This is a genomic window from Granulicella aggregans (genome assembly GCF_014203275.1).
GTDB lineage: Bacteria > Acidobacteriota > Terriglobia > Terriglobales > Acidobacteriaceae > Edaphobacter.
The window spans coordinates 494136-510666 of record NZ_JACHIP010000001.1; the positions used below are offsets into that span (position 1 = coordinate 494136).

The 16531-nt window shown below is 61.6% G+C and carries 12 protein-coding genes; 6 read left to right on the forward strand and 6 right to left on the reverse strand.

Annotated elements, in window-relative coordinates; genetic code table 11:
- Positions 1 to 180 precede the first annotated feature (180 nt).
- Genes HDF16_RS02020 through HDF16_RS02030 form a run of 3 tightly spaced genes read left to right on the forward strand, consistent with a single transcriptional unit; the run spans position 181 to position 7463 of the window.
- A complete protein-coding gene (locus tag HDF16_RS02020) occupies positions 181 to 5442 on the forward strand; it encodes an Ig-like domain repeat protein (protein WP_184213492.1) in 5262 nt (1753 codons plus the stop codon).
- Between the two features lie 34 nt (positions 5443 to 5476).
- A complete protein-coding gene (locus HDF16_RS02025; protein WP_184213493.1) occupies positions 5477 to 6055 on the forward strand; it encodes an outer membrane protein in 579 nt (192 codons plus the stop codon).
- Between the two features lie 31 nt (positions 6056 to 6086).
- Entirely contained in the window at positions 6087 to 7463 is a 1377-nt protein-coding gene (locus tag HDF16_RS02030; protein ID WP_184213494.1) for an ethanolamine ammonia-lyase subunit EutB, read from the forward strand.
- Between the two features lie 45 nt (positions 7464 to 7508).
- Here the strand turns inward: HDF16_RS02030 and HDF16_RS02035 are convergent, their stop codons facing one another.
- The 3 genes from HDF16_RS02035 to HDF16_RS02045 all read right to left on the reverse strand — a co-directional run bounded on the left by HDF16_RS02035 (position 7509) and on the right by HDF16_RS02045 (position 9875).
- Complete coding sequence (locus HDF16_RS02035) at positions 7509 to 7886, reverse strand: DUF2185 domain-containing protein (protein WP_184213495.1); 378 nt, start codon at positions 7884 to 7886, stop codon at positions 7509 to 7511.
- A gap of 62 nt (positions 7887 to 7948) precedes the next feature.
- Positions 7949 to 8785: a proline dehydrogenase family protein gene (locus tag HDF16_RS02040; RefSeq protein ID WP_246408577.1), complete on the reverse strand. Its 837-nt coding sequence runs from the start codon at positions 8783 to 8785 to the stop codon at positions 7949 to 7951.
- Between the two features lie 244 nt (positions 8786 to 9029).
- A complete protein-coding gene (locus tag HDF16_RS02045) occupies positions 9030 to 9875 on the reverse strand; it encodes a dolichyl-phosphate beta-glucosyltransferase (protein WP_184213497.1) in 846 nt (281 codons plus the stop codon).
- 194 nt (positions 9876 to 10069) lie between these two features.
- On the opposite strand from HDF16_RS02045, the gene sppA reads away from it, so the two are divergent.
- Together sppA and HDF16_RS02055 are read left to right on the forward strand one after the other, a co-directional pair.
- Positions 10070 to 11119 carry a signal peptide peptidase SppA gene (sppA, locus tag HDF16_RS02050; RefSeq protein WP_184213498.1) on the forward strand — a complete coding sequence of 350 codons (1050 nt, stop codon included), beginning with the start codon at positions 10070 to 10072 and terminating at the stop codon, positions 11117 to 11119.
- Between the two features lie 153 nt (positions 11120 to 11272).
- Positions 11273 to 11617, forward strand: coding sequence for an HU family DNA-binding protein (locus HDF16_RS02055; protein WP_184213499.1), 345 nt, complete (start codon positions 11273 to 11275; stop codon positions 11615 to 11617).
- A gap of 130 nt (positions 11618 to 11747) precedes the next feature.
- Here the strand turns inward: HDF16_RS02055 and pgeF are convergent, their stop codons facing one another.
- Complete coding sequence (gene pgeF / locus HDF16_RS02060) at positions 11748 to 12617, reverse strand: peptidoglycan editing factor PgeF (protein ID WP_246408579.1); 870 nt, start codon at positions 12615 to 12617, stop codon at positions 11748 to 11750.
- Between the two features lie 176 nt (positions 12618 to 12793).
- Here pgeF and aroE point away from each other — a divergent pair, with 176 nt between their 5' ends.
- Positions 12794 to 14392: a shikimate dehydrogenase gene (gene aroE / locus HDF16_RS02065; RefSeq protein ID WP_184213500.1), complete on the forward strand. Its 1599-nt coding sequence runs from the start codon at positions 12794 to 12796 to the stop codon at positions 14390 to 14392.
- 196 nt (positions 14393 to 14588) lie between these two features.
- Here aroE and atpC read toward each other — a convergent pair whose 3' ends face one another.
- Both atpC and atpD read right to left on the reverse strand, forming a co-directional pair.
- Complete coding sequence (gene atpC / locus HDF16_RS02070; RefSeq protein WP_184213501.1) at positions 14589 to 15023, reverse strand: ATP synthase F1 subunit epsilon; 435 nt, start codon at positions 15021 to 15023, stop codon at positions 14589 to 14591.
- A 64-nt stretch (positions 15024 to 15087) separates the two neighbouring features.
- The gene (gene atpD, locus HDF16_RS02075; protein ID WP_184213502.1) at positions 15088 to 16530 is read right to left on the reverse strand and encodes a F0F1 ATP synthase subunit beta; all 1443 of its coding nucleotides are present in this window, start codon (positions 16528 to 16530) and stop codon (positions 15088 to 15090) included.
- Position 16531: the final 1 nt, after the last annotated feature.

Sequence of the window (16531 nt, forward strand, 5' to 3'; positions counted from 1 at the left end):
ACACATTACTTTGGTTGCTAACTTCAGGTTGTAGTCGGCACGTCGCACATAGCGGTCTCTGAAGCGGGGGTTGCTAATCGGCGCTCTCTTCATGCTCAGGAATGATGAAGTCAGCGTTGACGCGGACTCCGTTCTCCTTTCGCTGTCGGCGATCCAGGCCCCGAAGGAGTATCACCGCACATGCGCATAGAGAGTTCGAAACCCGTCTTCCCGGCAAGCATCTTTCCCGCCATCAAGCCGTCAGGCGCCGGACGAACGACTCCACTCCGGGTCATCCTCTCGCTGTTCTTTGCGATCTCCGCGGTGCTCGGACTGGCATCACCTGCCTCCGCCCAATCAGGCTTCTCCTTACCTGCTTCGATAAGAGTCGGCAGCACCTCCTCGGTTCAACCGATAACGGTGAACATCCAGGCGGCAGGCACCGTCGGCTCGATCAACGTACTCACCCAGGGCGCTCCAAACCTTGACTACTCCGCCGCCTCAGGCGGCACCTGCGCCACCGGCGCAACCTACTCCGCAGGCGCCACCTGCATCCTCAACGTCTCCATGACTCCGCGCTATCCCGGCATCCGCGATGGCGCGGTCGTCGTCCTCGACGGTTCCGGCAATCCGATGGGAGTCCAACTCATCCACGGTGTAGGTGTCGGTCCACTCAGCGTGCTTACCGCCGGTGAGATCACCACCGTCGCCGGCAATGGGCATCTCTCCGGCTCCACACTCAGCACCCAGGCCACCGACGCCGTTATCCGCGAGCCGCTCTCCGAGGCCCTCGACGGCGCAGGCAATCTCTACTACACCGACTCCGGCGACAACCGCATCGGCAAGGTCGATCCCTCAGGCGTACTGACTTACATCGCCGGAACCGGCTCTCCTGGCTACAGTACCAACGGCCTCGCCGTCATTGCGCAGCTCAGCGAACCAGCCGCCATCATCGTCGATGGAGCAGGCAACGTCTACTTCACCGAGATCGGCAACAGCACCGTCCGAGAGATCGTCCAGGCCACCGGTCGCCTCGTCACCATCGCCGGGACCGGCACCCAGGGTTACACCGGCGACGGCGGGCTCGCCACCTCGGCCCACCTGAACATGCCCCAGGGCATTGCCCTCGACGCGTCCCAGAACCTCTTCATCGCGGACACCGGAAATAACGTCATCCGCAAGGTCAGCGCCGCCGACGGCACCATCTCCACCTTCGCCGGAAACATCAATCCGGGCTTCGCAGGAGATGGCCAGACCGTCGCCAACGCCCTCTTCAATCAGCCGTACGGAATCTCTTTTGGCAGCGACGGAACCCTCTACATTGCCGACTTCCTCAACAATCGCATCCGCGCCATCAGCCCCGCTGGCATCGTCTCCACCGTGGCCGGCAACGGCGCGGTCGGAGACACCGGCGATACCGGCGAAGCCCTAAGCGCGACCATGGATCACCCAGCCGCCGTCGCCGTCGACGCGGGCAACAATCTCTACATCTCAGACTCCGAAAACAACGTCGTCCGCAAGGTGAACGCAGCAAGCGGCAGGATAACTACCCTTGCTGGAAACTCCGCCGCCGACTCTTCGGGAGATGGCGTCAACGCGGACAGTGGTCTGCCCGCGATGAATAAAACTTACGGCCTTGTTCTCGACTCCGCCGGCGATCTCTTCATCGCGGACCGCCTTGGCCTGCGTGTGCGCGAGGTCTACGGCAACGTCGGCCGCATTGTCTACAAAGACATCAAAGTCACCAACACCTCGCCGTCTGTCAGCCAGACCCTCGACAACGATGGCAACGCACCGCTGCAGTTGACCAGCATCGCGCCCGTCTCAAACGCCGCCATTGACAACGCCTCGACCACATGTAACATCACCTCCGCCATGGCCCCCGGAGCCGAGTGCGTCATCGGCGTCGAGTTCAAGCCCACCGTCGTCGGCTCGCCCGTCACCGGCTCCATCTCTATCGCATCGAACGCCGCAAACTCCGCCGACACCGTCTACGTCGTCGGCAACTCGCTCAACATTGAGCCCACCACCACCACACTGGCGTCGAGCGTCAATCCCTCCGCAGTGGGCCAGACGGTGACCTTCACCGCGACGGTCTCCAGCCTGGCAACACAACTGACAGGAACGGTCAGCTTCTACGCCGATGGGACGTTGATTAGCGGCTCCGCGCGAAACCTCAACTCGAACAGCCGCACCGCGTCCGTGCAAACCAGCAGCCTCACCCTGGGCTCGCACACCATCACCGCCGTCTTCTCCGGCGACGGTTCCAGCGCCACCAGCACCAGCGATCCTCTCACCCAGGTCGTCAAGCAGACCGCCGCGCTCGCCCTCTCCTCGAACGAGAACCCGGCCCACGTCTACGACGCCATCACCTTCACAGTCGCCGTCACCGAGACGCCATCCGGCGGGACGCAACCCGCAGGCAGCATCGTCTTCTCGGCTGACGGCTCCCTGCTTCCCAACGGGACCATCGCGATCGCCAACGGAACGGCCACTTACACGACGTCGCTGCTCGCGGCTGGATCGCACACCATCACCGCAACCTACACGGGCGACATCAACAATCTGCCCGCGACCTCGAACGCGCTGATTCAGGTCGTCAACGTAGCGACGACGACGACGACGCTCGCTACCTCAAACGCCAGCGTCCTGCTCACCGCTCCCGTCACCTTCACCGCCCAGGTCACCGGCAACAGCTCTTCGATTCCCACCGGCAACATCGTCTTCAAGGACGGCACCTCCACCATTGGCACCATCGGTGTAAACGGATCAGGTATCGCGACACTCACCACGTCAACTCTCAGCACGGGTACGCACACCATCACCGCCACGTATCAGGGCGACACCGACTATAGCTCCAGCACCTCCGCCCCGCTCACTCAGACCGTCCAGAAGGTCGCGACGACCTCCGCCGTGATCTCCAGCGCGAATCCCGCCAACGCTGGCGCGACTGTCCGCTTTACCGTCACCGTCACCGCTGCGAACAGCACCTCACCGAACGTCACCATCACCGGCCCGGTAACGTTGATGGACGGCTCAACCGTGCTCGGCACCGGCGCTCTCGCAGCGGGCGGCTCCGGCCCCGCGACCGCAACCGTCATCATCCCTGTATCAAGTTTCGGCACCGGATCGCACAACGTAACCGCTGCCTATGGCGGCGACACCAACTACATCGGAAGCACCTCGAGCGCCCTCTCCCAGAGCATCGTTCTCGCCACCTCGAGCCTGATCCTCAGTTCCAGCGCATCGACTGCCATCGCCACCAAGCCGCTAACCTTCACGGCCACGCTGTCCAGCACCGGCGGGACGCCCAGCGGCTCCGTCACCTTCATGGATGGCGCATCCGCCATCGGCTCCGCCAATTCCAACAACGGCATCGCTACCATCACCACGACCGCCCTCACCGTCGGCACGCACACCATCACCTCCGTCTACCAGGGCAACACCAACGACAGCGCCGCAACGTCCAACGCACTCACCATCACCATCACCGCTGCGACCACCGCCGTCCATCTCGCGCCCTCGCAGAACCCCACCAACTTCGGCCAGTCGCTCACTCTCACCGCAGCCGTGACCGGCAACGGCGGCACGCCCACCGGCTCTGTCACCTTCGCTGACGGCGGCAGCAACGTTCAGACCGTCCCAGTCAACACCAGCGGCGTCGCGACCTACGCTACCTCGACGTTGACCGATGGCACCCATCCGTTCACCGCAAGCTACTCCGGCGACAATAACGATCTGCCTGCGACCTCGTCAGTACTGAACATCCAGGTCCTTCAGACCGCCAACCTGACCTTGACCAGCACCAGTCCGAACCCCTCCATCGCACGCTCGAACGTCCACTTCGTCGCGACGATCACCGCGCTCCAGGGCATCCAGCCGACCGGTACGATCACCTTCAAGGACGGCGCGACCGTTCTCGGCACGGGCCTCATCAACGGCGGAACAGCAACCTTTGACACCGCCTCGCTCTCGGTCGGTACTCACTCGATCATTGCCTCCTACGCTGGGGACGGGAGCACCCAGGCCATCACCTCCAGTGCCTACCCGCAGACCATCAACGCAGCGGGCACTTCGGTCGCACTGGCCTCGAGCGCGAGCCCCGCCACCTTCGGCAACCTGCTCACCTTCACTGCCACGGCGACCAGCACCGCAGGACCTCTTACCGGCACGGTCAAGTTTGAGGACAATGGCACCACCATCGGCTCAGGAGCTCTAAGCTCGACCGGCGTTGCCACCTTCTCCACCTCGACTCTTGCCGCAGGTAGCCACAACATCGTCGCTGCCTACCAGGGCGACAGCAACGACCAGCCCGCCAGCTCCTCAACCCTGGTGCAGGTGGTCGAACGCACCTCCACCGTAACTCTTGCCTCCAGCCAGAATCCGCTGCTCACCCTCGCACCCGTCACCATCACAGCAACCGTCGCAAATGGCGGCGGCGCCACGCCGACCGGCACCGTCACCTTCCTGCAGGACTCCGTCGCCGTCTCGACCGTGCCCGTCACCGCCGCCGGAACGGCAACGCTCGCGGTGACCTCGCTCTCTGCCGGGACGCACTCTTTCACAGCGACCTACTCCGGCGACGCCATCAACTTCGCCAGCACCTCGACCGCTCTCAGCGAAATGGTTCAACTCCGCTCCACCACGGACACCCTAACCACCTCTGCCTCGTCTCTCACCGGCGGCCAGCAGCTTACTTTGATCTCAGTCGTCCGCTGGACCGGCTCGGCGACACCCACTGGCACCGTCAGCTTCATCAACGGAACGCAGACACTCGCAACAGCGCCGGTTGACAGCACCGGCGTGGCTACCGTAACTGTGCTGCTCTACGGAACCTCCGCTAACCTCTCCTCGATCTATAGTGGCGACGCCTCCTACGCCACGTCTACGTCTTCTACGGATCTCGTCACCATCGGCCCAGCGGCCAACTTCGACTTCATCGCCAATCCCCCGGTCGTCAACGTCGCGACGACGCAGCACCAGATGATGACCGTCACCCTCTCCTCGCTGAAGGGCTTCACCGATACCATCTCGCTCGGCTGCCTCGGCCTTCCGCTCGCCGCCACCTGCACCTTCTCGACCGACCAGTTCATGCTCACCCCCGGTGGGATGCAGTCCGTCCAGCTCACCGTGGATACTGGCAACCCGCTGCTCGCGGGAGCCCAGGCAAAGAACGAGGCCCCCGGGGCCATCGGCAGCTCCGCGACGAAGCTCATAGCCGCCTGCTTCCTTCCCGGCGGCCTGCTGCTCGGCCTCGTTGGAATGCGCTTCCGCAGGCTCCGCAGCTTCGGCGGCCTGTTGATGCTCTGCCTTCTGCTGGCCGGCATGTCGACGGCCCTGACCGGCTGCGGCACCATCAAGCTAACCAGCACTCCTCCGGGCGTCTATAACTTTGCCATCACGGCCACCGGCAAGACCGGCGTCAGCCAGTCGATCCCAGTCACCATGACCGTGACGAAGTGACGCGGCTGCCAAACCGCAATGAGATGATATCCAGATGACCAAGTTCGGTATTCCGACCATGCTGAAGCTCGCTCTCGCGATGCTCGCGGTCGCAGCTTCAGCCGCTGGCCAGAAGCTGCCCACTGCCACGGCTCCGGGAGCCTCCATCACCGTCGGCGGCACGTACTCTGCCTTCGAGGCAAAGTATCCGCAGGGCGTCCAGGGCGGAGCTGGCATCTACGTCGATCTCAACTTCCGTCATTACGTCGGCCTTGAAGGCGAGATCCACTACCTTCGCCAGAACACCATCGCGGGCTCAAATCAGACGACCTACGTTATCGGCCCGCGCGTCGAACTCCACTATGGCCGCTTCTCACCCTACGCAAAGGCATTCATCGGGAACGGCAAACTCACCTTTCCCTACAACCTCGGCTACGGCAACTATGTCATCGCAGGCGGAGGCGGTGGTATTGACTACCAGCTCACCGAAAATCTCAAGCTCCGCGCCATCGACTTCGAATATCAGTACTGGCCGAACTTTACTCTAGGCTCCATCTCGCCCTACGGCGTCAGCGCCGGTCTCAGCTATCGCATCCTCCACACCGGCGGCTGGCATCACCACCACTACCGCTAGCCAGCACCAGCAGTGATAGCCTTCTACCCAGATGGCCTTCACCTCCACAATCGGCAGCCAGCGTTACACCTTCCCTACACTTGCACGGCTGCTCGCGAAGGCCACGCCCGCCCGCTCCGGGGACGAGCTCGCAGGCATAGCCGCGACCAGCGCCCAGGAGCGCATCGCCGCCCAGCTGGCCCTCGCCGATCTCCCCCTCAAGCACTTCCTCACTGAACCCGTCATCCCCTACGAGACCGACGAGGTTACTCGCCTCATCGTCGACTCCCATGACCCCACCGCCTTCGCCCAGATCGGCCATCTGACCGTCGGCGAGCTGCGCGACTTCCTACTCTCGGACGAAGCCACCGGCGAAGTCCTCACCTCGCTGAAGTGGGCCTTCACCCCGGAGATGGTCGCCGCCGCCTCAAAGATCATGCGCGTGCAGGACCTGATCTTCGTCGCCCGCAAGATCCGCGTCGTCACCCGCTTTCGCACCACCGTGGGACTGCCCGGACGCTTGTCGACGCGCCTCCAGCCCAACCACCCCACGGACGACCCACGTGGCATCGCCGCTTCCATGCTCGACGGCCTGATGCTCGGCTCCGGCGACGCGGTCATCGGCATAAATCCGGTCTCAGATAGCGCCCAGCGCGTCACCCAGCTTCTCGAACTCATCGACAGTGCCCGCCTGCGGTACGGAATGCCCATCCAGTCCTGCATCCTCGCCCACGTCACCACGCAGATGGAAGCCATGCGCCAGGGAGCTCCGCTCGACCTGCTCTTCCAGTCTGTGGGAGGAACGGAGGCTACCAACACCAGCTTCGGCGTCTCGCTCTCCTTGCTCGAAGAGGCAAACCAGCAAGCGCGCTCGCTGAAGCGCGGCGGCATTGGAGAAGAGACTGGCGGCGAGAACCTCTTCTACTTCGAGACCGGTCAGGGTTCGGCGCTCTCTGCCAACGCACACATCGGGGCGGACGGCCTCGGCATTGACCAGCAGACCATCGAAGCCCGCGCCTACGCCATCGCCCGCCACTTCAATCCCATGCTGGTCAACACGGTGGTCGGCTTCATCGGGCCGGAGTACCTCTACGACGGCAAACAGATCGCCCGCGCAGGTCTCGAAGACCACTTTTGCGGCAAGCTCCTCGGCCTGCCCATGGGCTGCGACATCTGCTACACCAACCACGCCGAAGCTGACCAGGACGACATGGACACACTTCTCACGCTGCTCGGCGCCGCAGGCGTGAACTTCATCATGGGCGTCCCGGGTGCGGACGACATCATGCTGAACTACCAGTCGACCAGCTTCCACGATGCGCTCTACATCCGTGAAGTGCTGGGCCTGAAGCCTGCTCCGGAGTTCCAGGAGTGGATGGAAACGGGAAAGGTAATGGGGTTGGCGGTCCAGGGGTTGCTGGCAAGATAGAGACTGTGGCGCGAGCGATTTACTTTCACCCCATACGATAAACCATCAGGGATGGGGCACCCGAGCGTCTGGCTGGGTATCGTGGCGTGGAATGACAGACGTGTGATCGACGATCAGGATGCTGCCCTCTCGTACGAACGCTGTTCCAAAGGGTGCATCGAGATGTTCAATGATCGCTGAGTCGTAATTAGCGATCGTGTTTACATCGTACAGGCCCAAATTCTTAGGCGTGTTCGCATAGTCGTCGGATTCATCACCAGCTAGAAATCTCCAGCCGCTGTCATATTGATCATCCGGTTGTTCGCGATACATAAAGCCAACGAGAGCGCCGTCAGCGGTAATACGATCGGAAGCGATGCAACTTCCAAAGCCCACGGCGATATCGTTGAAAGTCGACCCGTCTCGAAAGTATTTCTTGGCCATGCGTTTCCTCGTCTCACGGTCAAGCAAACCAGAGTGATGAGCTTCCACGGCTCTGTCTCCCTTTAACTCTTAAAGAAGTTCTTCACCAGAAAGATCACATTGGCCGGTCGCTCCGCCAGCCTTCGCATGAAGTACGGATACCACTCCGCCCCAAACGGCACATAGACCCGCACGCCAAAACCTTCCTTCACCAGCTTCCGCTGCAGATCCCGCCGAATTCCATACAGCATTTGGAACTCAAACGAACTCTTCAGAATCCCCTGCTGCTGCACATAGCGCACCATCGTGTCGATGACGCGTTCATCGTGCGTCGCCAGCCCGCAGAAGACAGGCCGCTTCAGATCCGGGTGGACGAACGTCGTCATCCGCGCCATCAACTTCACGTAGTTTGCGTCGACCTCGGCTTTCAGCGGGAAGGCATGCTCCGGCCCTTCCTTGTACGCTCCCTTGCACAGCCGCATGCGGATGCCCTGCGCCAGCAGCCGTTCCGTGTCCTTCTCCGTGCGATAGAGATAAGCTTGCAGCACTGCTCCTACGCGCCCGAACAGACCCGGCTTCGCGTGAATGCGTTCGACCAGCTGCAGCGTCGCCTCGGTCAGCGGAGTTCCCTCCATATCCACGCGCACAAACGAGTCCGCATGGGCCGCGTGCTCCACCATCTCCTGCACGATCGTCTCGGCCAGCGCCGGGTCGAAGTCCATGCCCATCTGCGTCAGCTTCACGCTCACATTCGCGTTCAACTGGCGCTGCTCAATCGCGTCCAGCAGCTCGTGATAGATCGCCGCGGACTTGCGCGCCTCCACCTCGGTCATCACGCTCTCTCCCAGTGAGTCGAGCGAGACAGCGATCCCTTCGCGATTCAACGCAACCGCCGCACGCAACGCGTCATCAACCGACATCCCTGCAACAAAGCGGCTCGACATTGTCCGGCCAAGCGATGACTTCTCAGAGAACGAGCGCAGGGCCTTATTCTGCGACAAAGCTATAAAAAACGAACGCAACACAGCACAATACCTCGAGGGGAAACAGCAACGTGCGCCGCCCGCATTACTCTCAAATGATCTTGATTGGGTCTTGTCTCTGAAATCGGAAGCAACAGACTTCAAGGTCCACCGCAGCTTCCATGATACCCGCCGCGCCCCTCTACCGGCTGGCCTTGCCGACCTTCCGGATGGAGATCGGAACCACTGGCGTCGCCGTCTGGCTGCCCTTCACCTGTGGCGTCACCATGCCGCTCGTATCCTTCCGCGCGGCGATCCCCCCGTCATACCGCCCAAAGAGCGAGTTCCACCGAATCAACGCCAGCTCTTCCAGCATCTTTATGCCGTCCTTCAGATACGAGATCCGGCTTCGCTCGTCGTGCCCCCACGTCACCGGCACCTCAAAGATTCGGAAGTGCAATTTGCGCGCGATGAACAGGATCTCCGGATCGAAGCCCCAGCGCTCGATCCGCTGCAACCGGAATATGACCTGCGCCGCAGGCCTCCGGAACGCCTTGAACCCACACTGCGTGTCTTTGAAGGGCAGACCCATCACCGTCCGCGTCAGCCGGTTGAAGCACCGCCCGAAGAACCTCCGGTACATCGGCTGATGAATCGTCTGCCGCGTCCGGTCCATCCATCGCGAACCGATCGCCACATCCGCCCCGCCTTCGATCGAGTCCATCAACCGCTCCGCCTCTTCCATCGGAGCGGACAGATCAGCGTCGGTAAACATCACCACATCACCCGCCGCCTGCAGCAGCCCGTTACGAACCGAATACCCTTTGCCACGATTTCCAGGGTTTTTCACCAGGTTCAGCCGTGAGTACCGCCGCATCCATCGCTGCACGATCTCCGCCGTATCATCGCTGGATCCATCATCGACGACCAGCACCTCAGCGTTCCATCCCCGCATCTCCACGCACTCCATCACGCGCGCCAGAGTCTCTTCAATGCGCGCGCTCTCGTTAAATGCCGGGATCACGATGCTGAGGTAGGGATGTGGCATGCCGTACGAAGACTCTCAGGGGAGAGTCGCCTTTCAAAAGACTTGAAGCAATACCGGGCCGGGGAATGATCGCGGCAATCATACTTCAATCGTTGGACTATCGAACAGTGCAATAAGTCGCAATTGCTTTCGAGCTACCCGAAGGCACAGCGCCCGGTCGATCACCTTCCGCCCAGCCTGATAGACTCGATGCCATGACGGAAGATCCGAGCAACCAGCCGCCTCCACCTCCTCTGCCACCCCAGCAACGGCCGGCTCCGTATCCGCCGCAGTATTCGTATCCGCCGCAGTATTCGTATCCGCCGCAGTACGCTGCTTCCTACGCCATTCCGCCGCGCCCACGGCGCTCGGCCTGGTTCTATATTTCCATCATCGCCGCGTCTATCTGCATCTTCGGCATCATGCTCTGGGCGGTCGGACGCAGCGTCGGCAAGAGCCTCAACGGCGACATGACCGTCACCGGCTCCGGCAGCGACCAGATCGGCGTCATCGACGTCTCCGGCGTCATCATGGACGCCGACAAGCTCGACACCCAGATCCGCAAGATGGCAGAAAACGACTCCGTCAAGGCCATCATCCTGCACATCAACTCCCCCGGCGGCGGCGCCGCGGCCTCGCAGGAGGTCTACAACGAGGTTCTCCGCATTCGCAAGGAGAAGCACAAGAAGATCGTCGCCTCCATCGAGAGCGTTGGCGCCTCCGGCGCGTATTACATCGCCAGTGCCTGCGACGGCATCTACGCCAACGACGCCTCCGTCGTCGGCTCCATCGGCGTCATCATGGAGTGGACCAACTACGGCGAACTCTACCGCTGGGCCAAGCTCAAGTCCGTCGTCATCCACGCAGGCGAACTGAAAGACGCAGGCGACCCCACCCACGACGTCACCCCGCAGGAGCAGGTCTACTTCCAGGGCCTCGTCGACAACATGTACGGCCAGTTCATCCACGACGTCGCCACCGGCCGCCATCTCCCCGAAGAGAAGATCAAGCCGCTCGCTACCGGACAGGTCTGGACCGGCCAACAATCGCTTCCTCTCGGCCTCATCGACCACGTCGGCGGCTTTCGCAGCGCCCTCATGGACACCGCCAAGAGCGTCGGCATCTCCGGTGAGCCTTCCATCGCGCGCCCGGCCAGTCAGAAGAAGGGCCTCATCGCCATGCTTACCTCCGACGGCGAAGACATCTTCCCCAACCCCAGCCAGCTTCTGAACCACTCGCCCGGTTTCTACTTCCTCTGGAAGTAGACTCGCGATTTTTCCTCGCCGGGTTCTCGCTTAGCCACTGACGGATTCCCGTATCCCGTCTACAATCAGCCTGTGGGCCTCTGTGACCTTCTAATCGTCTGACTCGTCAAGCATCAAGTAAGCTGCACCCAACATACTCAGGAGCAGTCTCCGATGACCAAAGCCGACCTCGTCGACAAAGTGACCGCACTTGGCGACCTCACCCGCCGCGACGGAGAGATCATCGTCGATACCCTCTTTGAGTCCGTGATTGGCGCCCTGAAGTCCGGCGACAAGATAGAGATTCGCGGCTTCGGCAGCTTCCGCACCCGCCAGAGAAACTCCCGCATCGGCCGCAACCCCAAGACCGGCGAGAAGGTCGACGTTCCGGCGAAGAAGGTCCCTTTCTTCAAGCCATCCAAGGAACTCCGCGACCTGGTCAACGCCAAGCCCGGCACCCATACCGAGCCAGCCGTAGACCCCGACCACATCGACCCTCATCACCCGCCAGCTATGTAGACATGACGCAACGTCATCTCTGAACCCTGCAAGAGAAACGTCCTCTCGACCGCGCATTGCGATGATGCCGCAATGCGCGGTCGAGAGGCACCCGCATTTCACTTTTTGCCTCGTTCCCCAGAGCCACTAATTACCCCCCGACAACTCCGATCACGCTCATCATCCGCCCCGTAAATCCATTCTCACAACGGTGCGAAAAATACCTCCTGCGCCCCGGCAGCCCCGCACACCCCGAGCACTCCCCCACCAACTCAATCCCCGCCTCCGGCACACCCGCCTTCAATAACTGCCGCCGATTCGCCTCCCACAAATCGAGAAATAGATCTTCACTCCGCGACTCAAACAACTCCCCCGCGTAGTCGAAACGATCGGCAAAAGCCTCGCGTACTTCATCCCCCACGCTGTAGCAGCAGGCTCCGATGGACGGGCCAACCGCCGCGACAAGGTTCTCCGGACTGCTACCGAAGTCAGTGGACATCTGCGCGATCCCCTTCTCCACAATCCCAGCAACCGTTCCGCGCCACCCAGCGTGGAACCCCGCGACGACCCGCAGCCTCGTATCCGCCATCAACACAGGAACACAATCCGCCGTCTGAATCCCAAGCAAGACGCCCGGAACCTTTGTCATCAACCCATCCGCTTCGAGAGCCGCTCTACCTTGGTCGTTGAAGAATCCGGACACATCCTCCGGCACCACCAGCGACTTCGCCGAATGCACCTGCCGCACCGTCACCAGTGTAGAGTCACCACCCGCGACCGCCGCAATCAGCCTCCGCCGGTTCTCCACCACATTCGCCGAATCATCCGTCGCAGTCCATCCCGTATTCAGATCGCCATACCCGCCTGTTGCCTCTTGCCCCTGGTAAACCGTTGATACCCCGCCACTTCGTGTGCTGAACCCATGCCGCAGCCACGAGAAATCCTTCCACCCAGGTATCTGCACCACGGAGCTATCCGCCAGCAACGTCATCTCGTCCCTCTTCGCTTCATAAACAATCATCCCGACGATTGTACGAAAGCGCCGATCTCCACTTGCCGCCTGCAAACTTCAGCGTATGATCGTCGAGATTCTCCGCCGCTCTCGAATTGCATCTCCAAGGAGTCCAAGCTCAGGCTGCGCCGTCTCAAGGCAGTTGCAATGAGACGGGCACAGCGTTACTATCACGCGATTGCCTTATGAAAACAAATGTACTCAGCACGACTCCACAGATGATCCGCTCCCGCATCGGTAAGATTTGCGTCTCCATCACCGGCTCGACCGTGGCCGAGATGATCGAGCGCGCCGCACAGGCGACCAAAGAAACGACCTTCCTAGAGTTCCGTCTCGATTACCTCGACAAGCCCCTGGCGGCGCTGCCGAAGCTCAAGCAGTTCCTTGCCGAACAGACCGCCGTGACCGCGATCGCCACCTGCCGCCGCGCGCCCAACGGCGGCAAGTTCGAAGGAAATCTCGCCGCTGAGCTTGAGATCCTCTCGAAAGCCGCAGCCTCCGGCTTCCATCTGGCCGACCTCGAACTCGAGTCAGCCGAAGCGCTCAAGAAGGCCGACTTCCAGCACCTCCGCGAGACCGGCATTGCCTTGATCGTGAGCTATCACGACTTCAAGCAGACCAAAGATCTCGACGCCATCTTTAAGCGCATGGAGCCCTTCGAGCCCGACTTCGTCAAGATCGTTCCCACCGCTAAGTCCCTCACCGACAACGTCACCCTCATGCGCTTCCTCGAACGCATGAATGATCACAGCAACATCGTCGGCGTCTGTATGGGCGATGCGGGCATCATCTCGCGCGTCCTCGGCGTCCGCGCCGGTAGCGCATTCACCTTCGCCGCCGCTACCCCCGGCGAAGAGACCGCCCCCGGCCAGATCGCCGCCCGCACCCTCATCGAAACCTACCGCATCGACCAGGTAGACGCCGCCACCAAGGTCTACGGCGTCGCTGGAAATCCAATCCGCAGTTCCCTTTCGCCGCTGATGATGAACGCCGCCTTCCGCCGCGAGACGGTCAACGCCGTCTATCTCGGCCTTCAGGCCGACAAGCTCTCCGACCTGCTCACGCTGGTCAACGAGATCCCCATCCAGGGCCTCAGCGTCACCATGCCGCATAAGCAGGAGATCATGGCGCACCTCGAGAAGACCGACCCGCTCTCAGCCAAGATCGGTGCCTGCAACACGGTCCTCCGCGCGCAGGACGGCAAGCTCTACGGCTTCAACACCGACGTCGCCGGAATCATCTCCCCGCTGGAGCGCCGCATGCCGCTCCGCGGAGCGAAGGTACTCGTCTTGGGCGCAGGTGGCGCCGCCCGCGCCGCCGTCTTCGGCCTGCGCGACAAGGGAGCCGAGGTCCACATACTCAACCGCACGCCTGAGACCGCCGCGAAGCTCGCAAAGCAGGCTGGAGCGAAGGTCATCAAGAAGGAAGCCGTCGCCAAGACCGCCTTCGACGTGATCGTCAACGCCACTCCGATTGGCATGGCCGGCAATAAGGCCGCGCAGATGCTTGAAGCCAAGGACCTGAACACCAAGCTGGTCTTCGATCTCGTCTACAACCCTATCGAAACACCGCTGATCGCCATGGCCCGAGCCAAGGGTATTCCTGTGGTCGCGGGTGTGGAGATGTTCGTCCAGCAGGGAGCTCGACAGTTCGAGATCTGGACCGGCAAGCCCGCTCCCGAAGAAGAGATGCTTCGCGTAGTCCTCCACGCATTGAAGCAGAAGGCCGAAGAGCCGGAAGCGCCAGCAGAAAAACCCAAAGCGAAGGCCAAAACAGCAAAGTAGGTTAGCATAGCAACAAGAAACGTCGGCAGATGTACAAAACGTCGACAGCTATTAGAAACGTCATCTCGACCGGAGTCCGCGCTTTTGCGGACGCAGTGGAGAGACCCCCGCATTTCGTTCTTTCCGCTTCCAGCTCCTTGACCAAAGAGAAAAGCCCGGCTCCATGAGCCGGGCTTTTACTTGATCTCAACCATTGTTATACCGCTTTGCCCTCGGCACTAGCAATCAACGCCTCAGCCTCACGCGTAACCGCATTGGCCTCGTCGTATTTATGCGCGTCGTCGCCAGCCTCAGACCACATCTTCTGCCCCTGCTGCAGTTCTTGCTGCGCCGCAGCGACGTCAATGTCGCTAGGCGGCAGAGCCGTCTCCGCCAGAATTGTCACCCGCTCTGGCAGCACCTCGACGAACCCCCAAGCCACAAAGAACTTCTTGTCGCCCGAAGTTCCGCCGTGCAGCCGCACCTCACCCGCGCCCAACTCCGCCAGCAGCGGAGCATGCCCATAAAGCGCCTCAAGGTATCCCGAAGCCGAAGGCAGTTCGACAGCATCCGCAGTCGCATCCAGCAGCACCCGATCCGGCGTCACCAGCCGAACCTGCAACTGCCCCGAATTGTTTGTAGTCTCCGCCATTACCGTCCCATCGAAACTGTTGGGGTAGTTGCAGTCTCCTACACCCTACCCCTATTCCCTGCTCTTACGCCGTCTGCTTCATCTTCTCAGCAGCCGCGATTACGTCTTCGATACCGCCCTTGAGGTAGAACGCCTGCTCCGGGATATCATCGTGCTTGCCTTCGATGATCTCCTTGAAGCTGCGGACCGTATCCTCGACCTTGCAATACGCGCCAGGGATGCCGGTAAAGATCTCAGCAACGTGGAACGGCTGCGAGAGGAACCGCTGTACCTTACGCGCACGCGCGACGGTCGTCTTGTCCTCGTCCGACAGTTCATCGATACCGAGGATGGCGATGATGTCCTGCAGGTCCTTGTAGCGCTGCAGGATCTTCTTCACACCCTGCGCCACGTCGTAGTGCTCCTGGCCAACGACGCGCGGAGACAGAATGCGCGAGGTCGAAGCGAGCGGGTCTACAGCGGGGTAGATTCCCAACTCAGACAGCGGACGCGAAAGCACGGTCGTCGCATCGAGGTGAGCAAAGGTCGTCGCCGGAGCCGGGTCGGTCAAGTCGTCGGCAGGAACGTACACAGCCTGCACGGAGGTGATCGAACCCTTCTTGGTCGACGTGATGCGCTCCTGCAACTCACCCATCTCGGTTGCAAGGTTCGGTTGGTATCCGACGGCCGAAGGCATACGGCCAAGCAGCGTCGATACCTCGGAACCTGCCTGCGTGAAGCGGAAGATGTTGTCGATGAAGAGCAGCGTGTCCGCACCTTCCTCGTCGCGGAAGTACTCCGCAACCGTCAGGCCGGTCAACGCCACGCGCAAACGCGCCCCTGGAGGCTCGGTCATCTGGCCATAAATCAGCGCCGCTTTGCTCTTGGTGAAGTCGTTGATGTCGATAACGCCCGACTCCTGGAACTCGTGCCAGAGGTCGTTGCCCTCACGGGTGCGCTCGCCCACTCCGGCGAACACCGAGAAGCCACCGTGCTGCTGAGCGACGTTGTTGATCAGCTCCTGGATGATGACGGTCTTGCCGACGCCAGCGCCGCCGAACAGGCCGATCTTTCCGCCCTTCAAGAACGGCTGGATCAGGTCGATGACCTTGATGCCGGTCTCGAACATCTCTTCGGACGTCGACTGCTCGTCAAACGCGGGAGCCTGGCGATGAATCGGCCGATGCTCCTTGGCGTTGACCGGGCCAAGCTCGTCCACAGGCTCGCCGAGCACGTTGAGCACGCGGCCCAGCGTCTCGCGACCCACGGGAACGGTGATGCCAGCGCCGGTGTCGATCGCCTTCATGCCGCGAACCATGCCTTCGGTCGCAACCATGGCGATGCAGCGCACACGGCCTTCGCCAAGGTGCTGCTGCACCTCAACCACCACGTCGAGCGGCGCAGGAACCACAAATCCATCGCTGATAATACGCAGCGCCTGGAAGATGGGCGGCATGTGCCCCTCTTCGAACTGAACGTCAACGGCCGGGCCGCTGATCGAGATTACTTTTCCAATATTCTCAGCCATA

What these genes read in the sequence shown, in the direction of transcription:
- HDF16_RS02020 (WP_184213492.1), top strand. Translation starts at nt 181, where the DNA reads ATGCGCATAGAGAGTTCGAAACCCGTCTTCCCGGCAAGCATCTTTCCC.
- HDF16_RS02025 (WP_184213493.1), top strand. Translation starts at nt 5,477, where the DNA reads ATGACCAAGTTCGGTATTCCGACCATGCTGAAGCTCGCTCTCGCGATG.
- HDF16_RS02030 (WP_184213494.1), top strand. Translation starts at nt 6,087, where the DNA reads ATGGCCTTCACCTCCACAATCGGCAGCCAGCGTTACACCTTCCCTACA.
- HDF16_RS02035 (WP_184213495.1), bottom strand. Translation starts at nt 7,886, where the DNA reads ATGGCCAAGAAATACTTTCGAGACGGGTCGACTTTCAACGATATCGCC.
- HDF16_RS02040 (WP_246408577.1), bottom strand. Translation starts at nt 8,785, where the DNA reads ATGTCGGTTGATGACGCGTTGCGTGCGGCGGTTGCGTTGAATCGCGAA.
- HDF16_RS02045 (WP_184213497.1), bottom strand. Translation starts at nt 9,875, where the DNA reads ATGCCACATCCCTACCTCAGCATCGTGATCCCGGCATTTAACGAGAGC.
- sppA (WP_184213498.1), top strand. Translation starts at nt 10,070, where the DNA reads ATGACGGAAGATCCGAGCAACCAGCCGCCTCCACCTCCTCTGCCACCC.
- HDF16_RS02055 (WP_184213499.1), top strand. Translation starts at nt 11,273, where the DNA reads ATGACCAAAGCCGACCTCGTCGACAAAGTGACCGCACTTGGCGACCTC.
- pgeF (WP_246408579.1), bottom strand. Translation starts at nt 12,617, where the DNA reads ATGATTGTTTATGAAGCGAAGAGGGACGAGATGACGTTGCTGGCGGAT.
- aroE (WP_184213500.1), top strand. Translation starts at nt 12,794, where the DNA reads ATGAAAACAAATGTACTCAGCACGACTCCACAGATGATCCGCTCCCGC.
- atpC (WP_184213501.1), bottom strand. Translation starts at nt 15,023, where the DNA reads ATGGCGGAGACTACAAACAATTCGGGGCAGTTGCAGGTTCGGCTGGTG.
- atpD (WP_184213502.1), bottom strand. Translation starts at nt 16,530, where the DNA reads ATGGCTGAGAATATTGGAAAAGTAATCTCGATCAGCGGCCCGGCCGTT.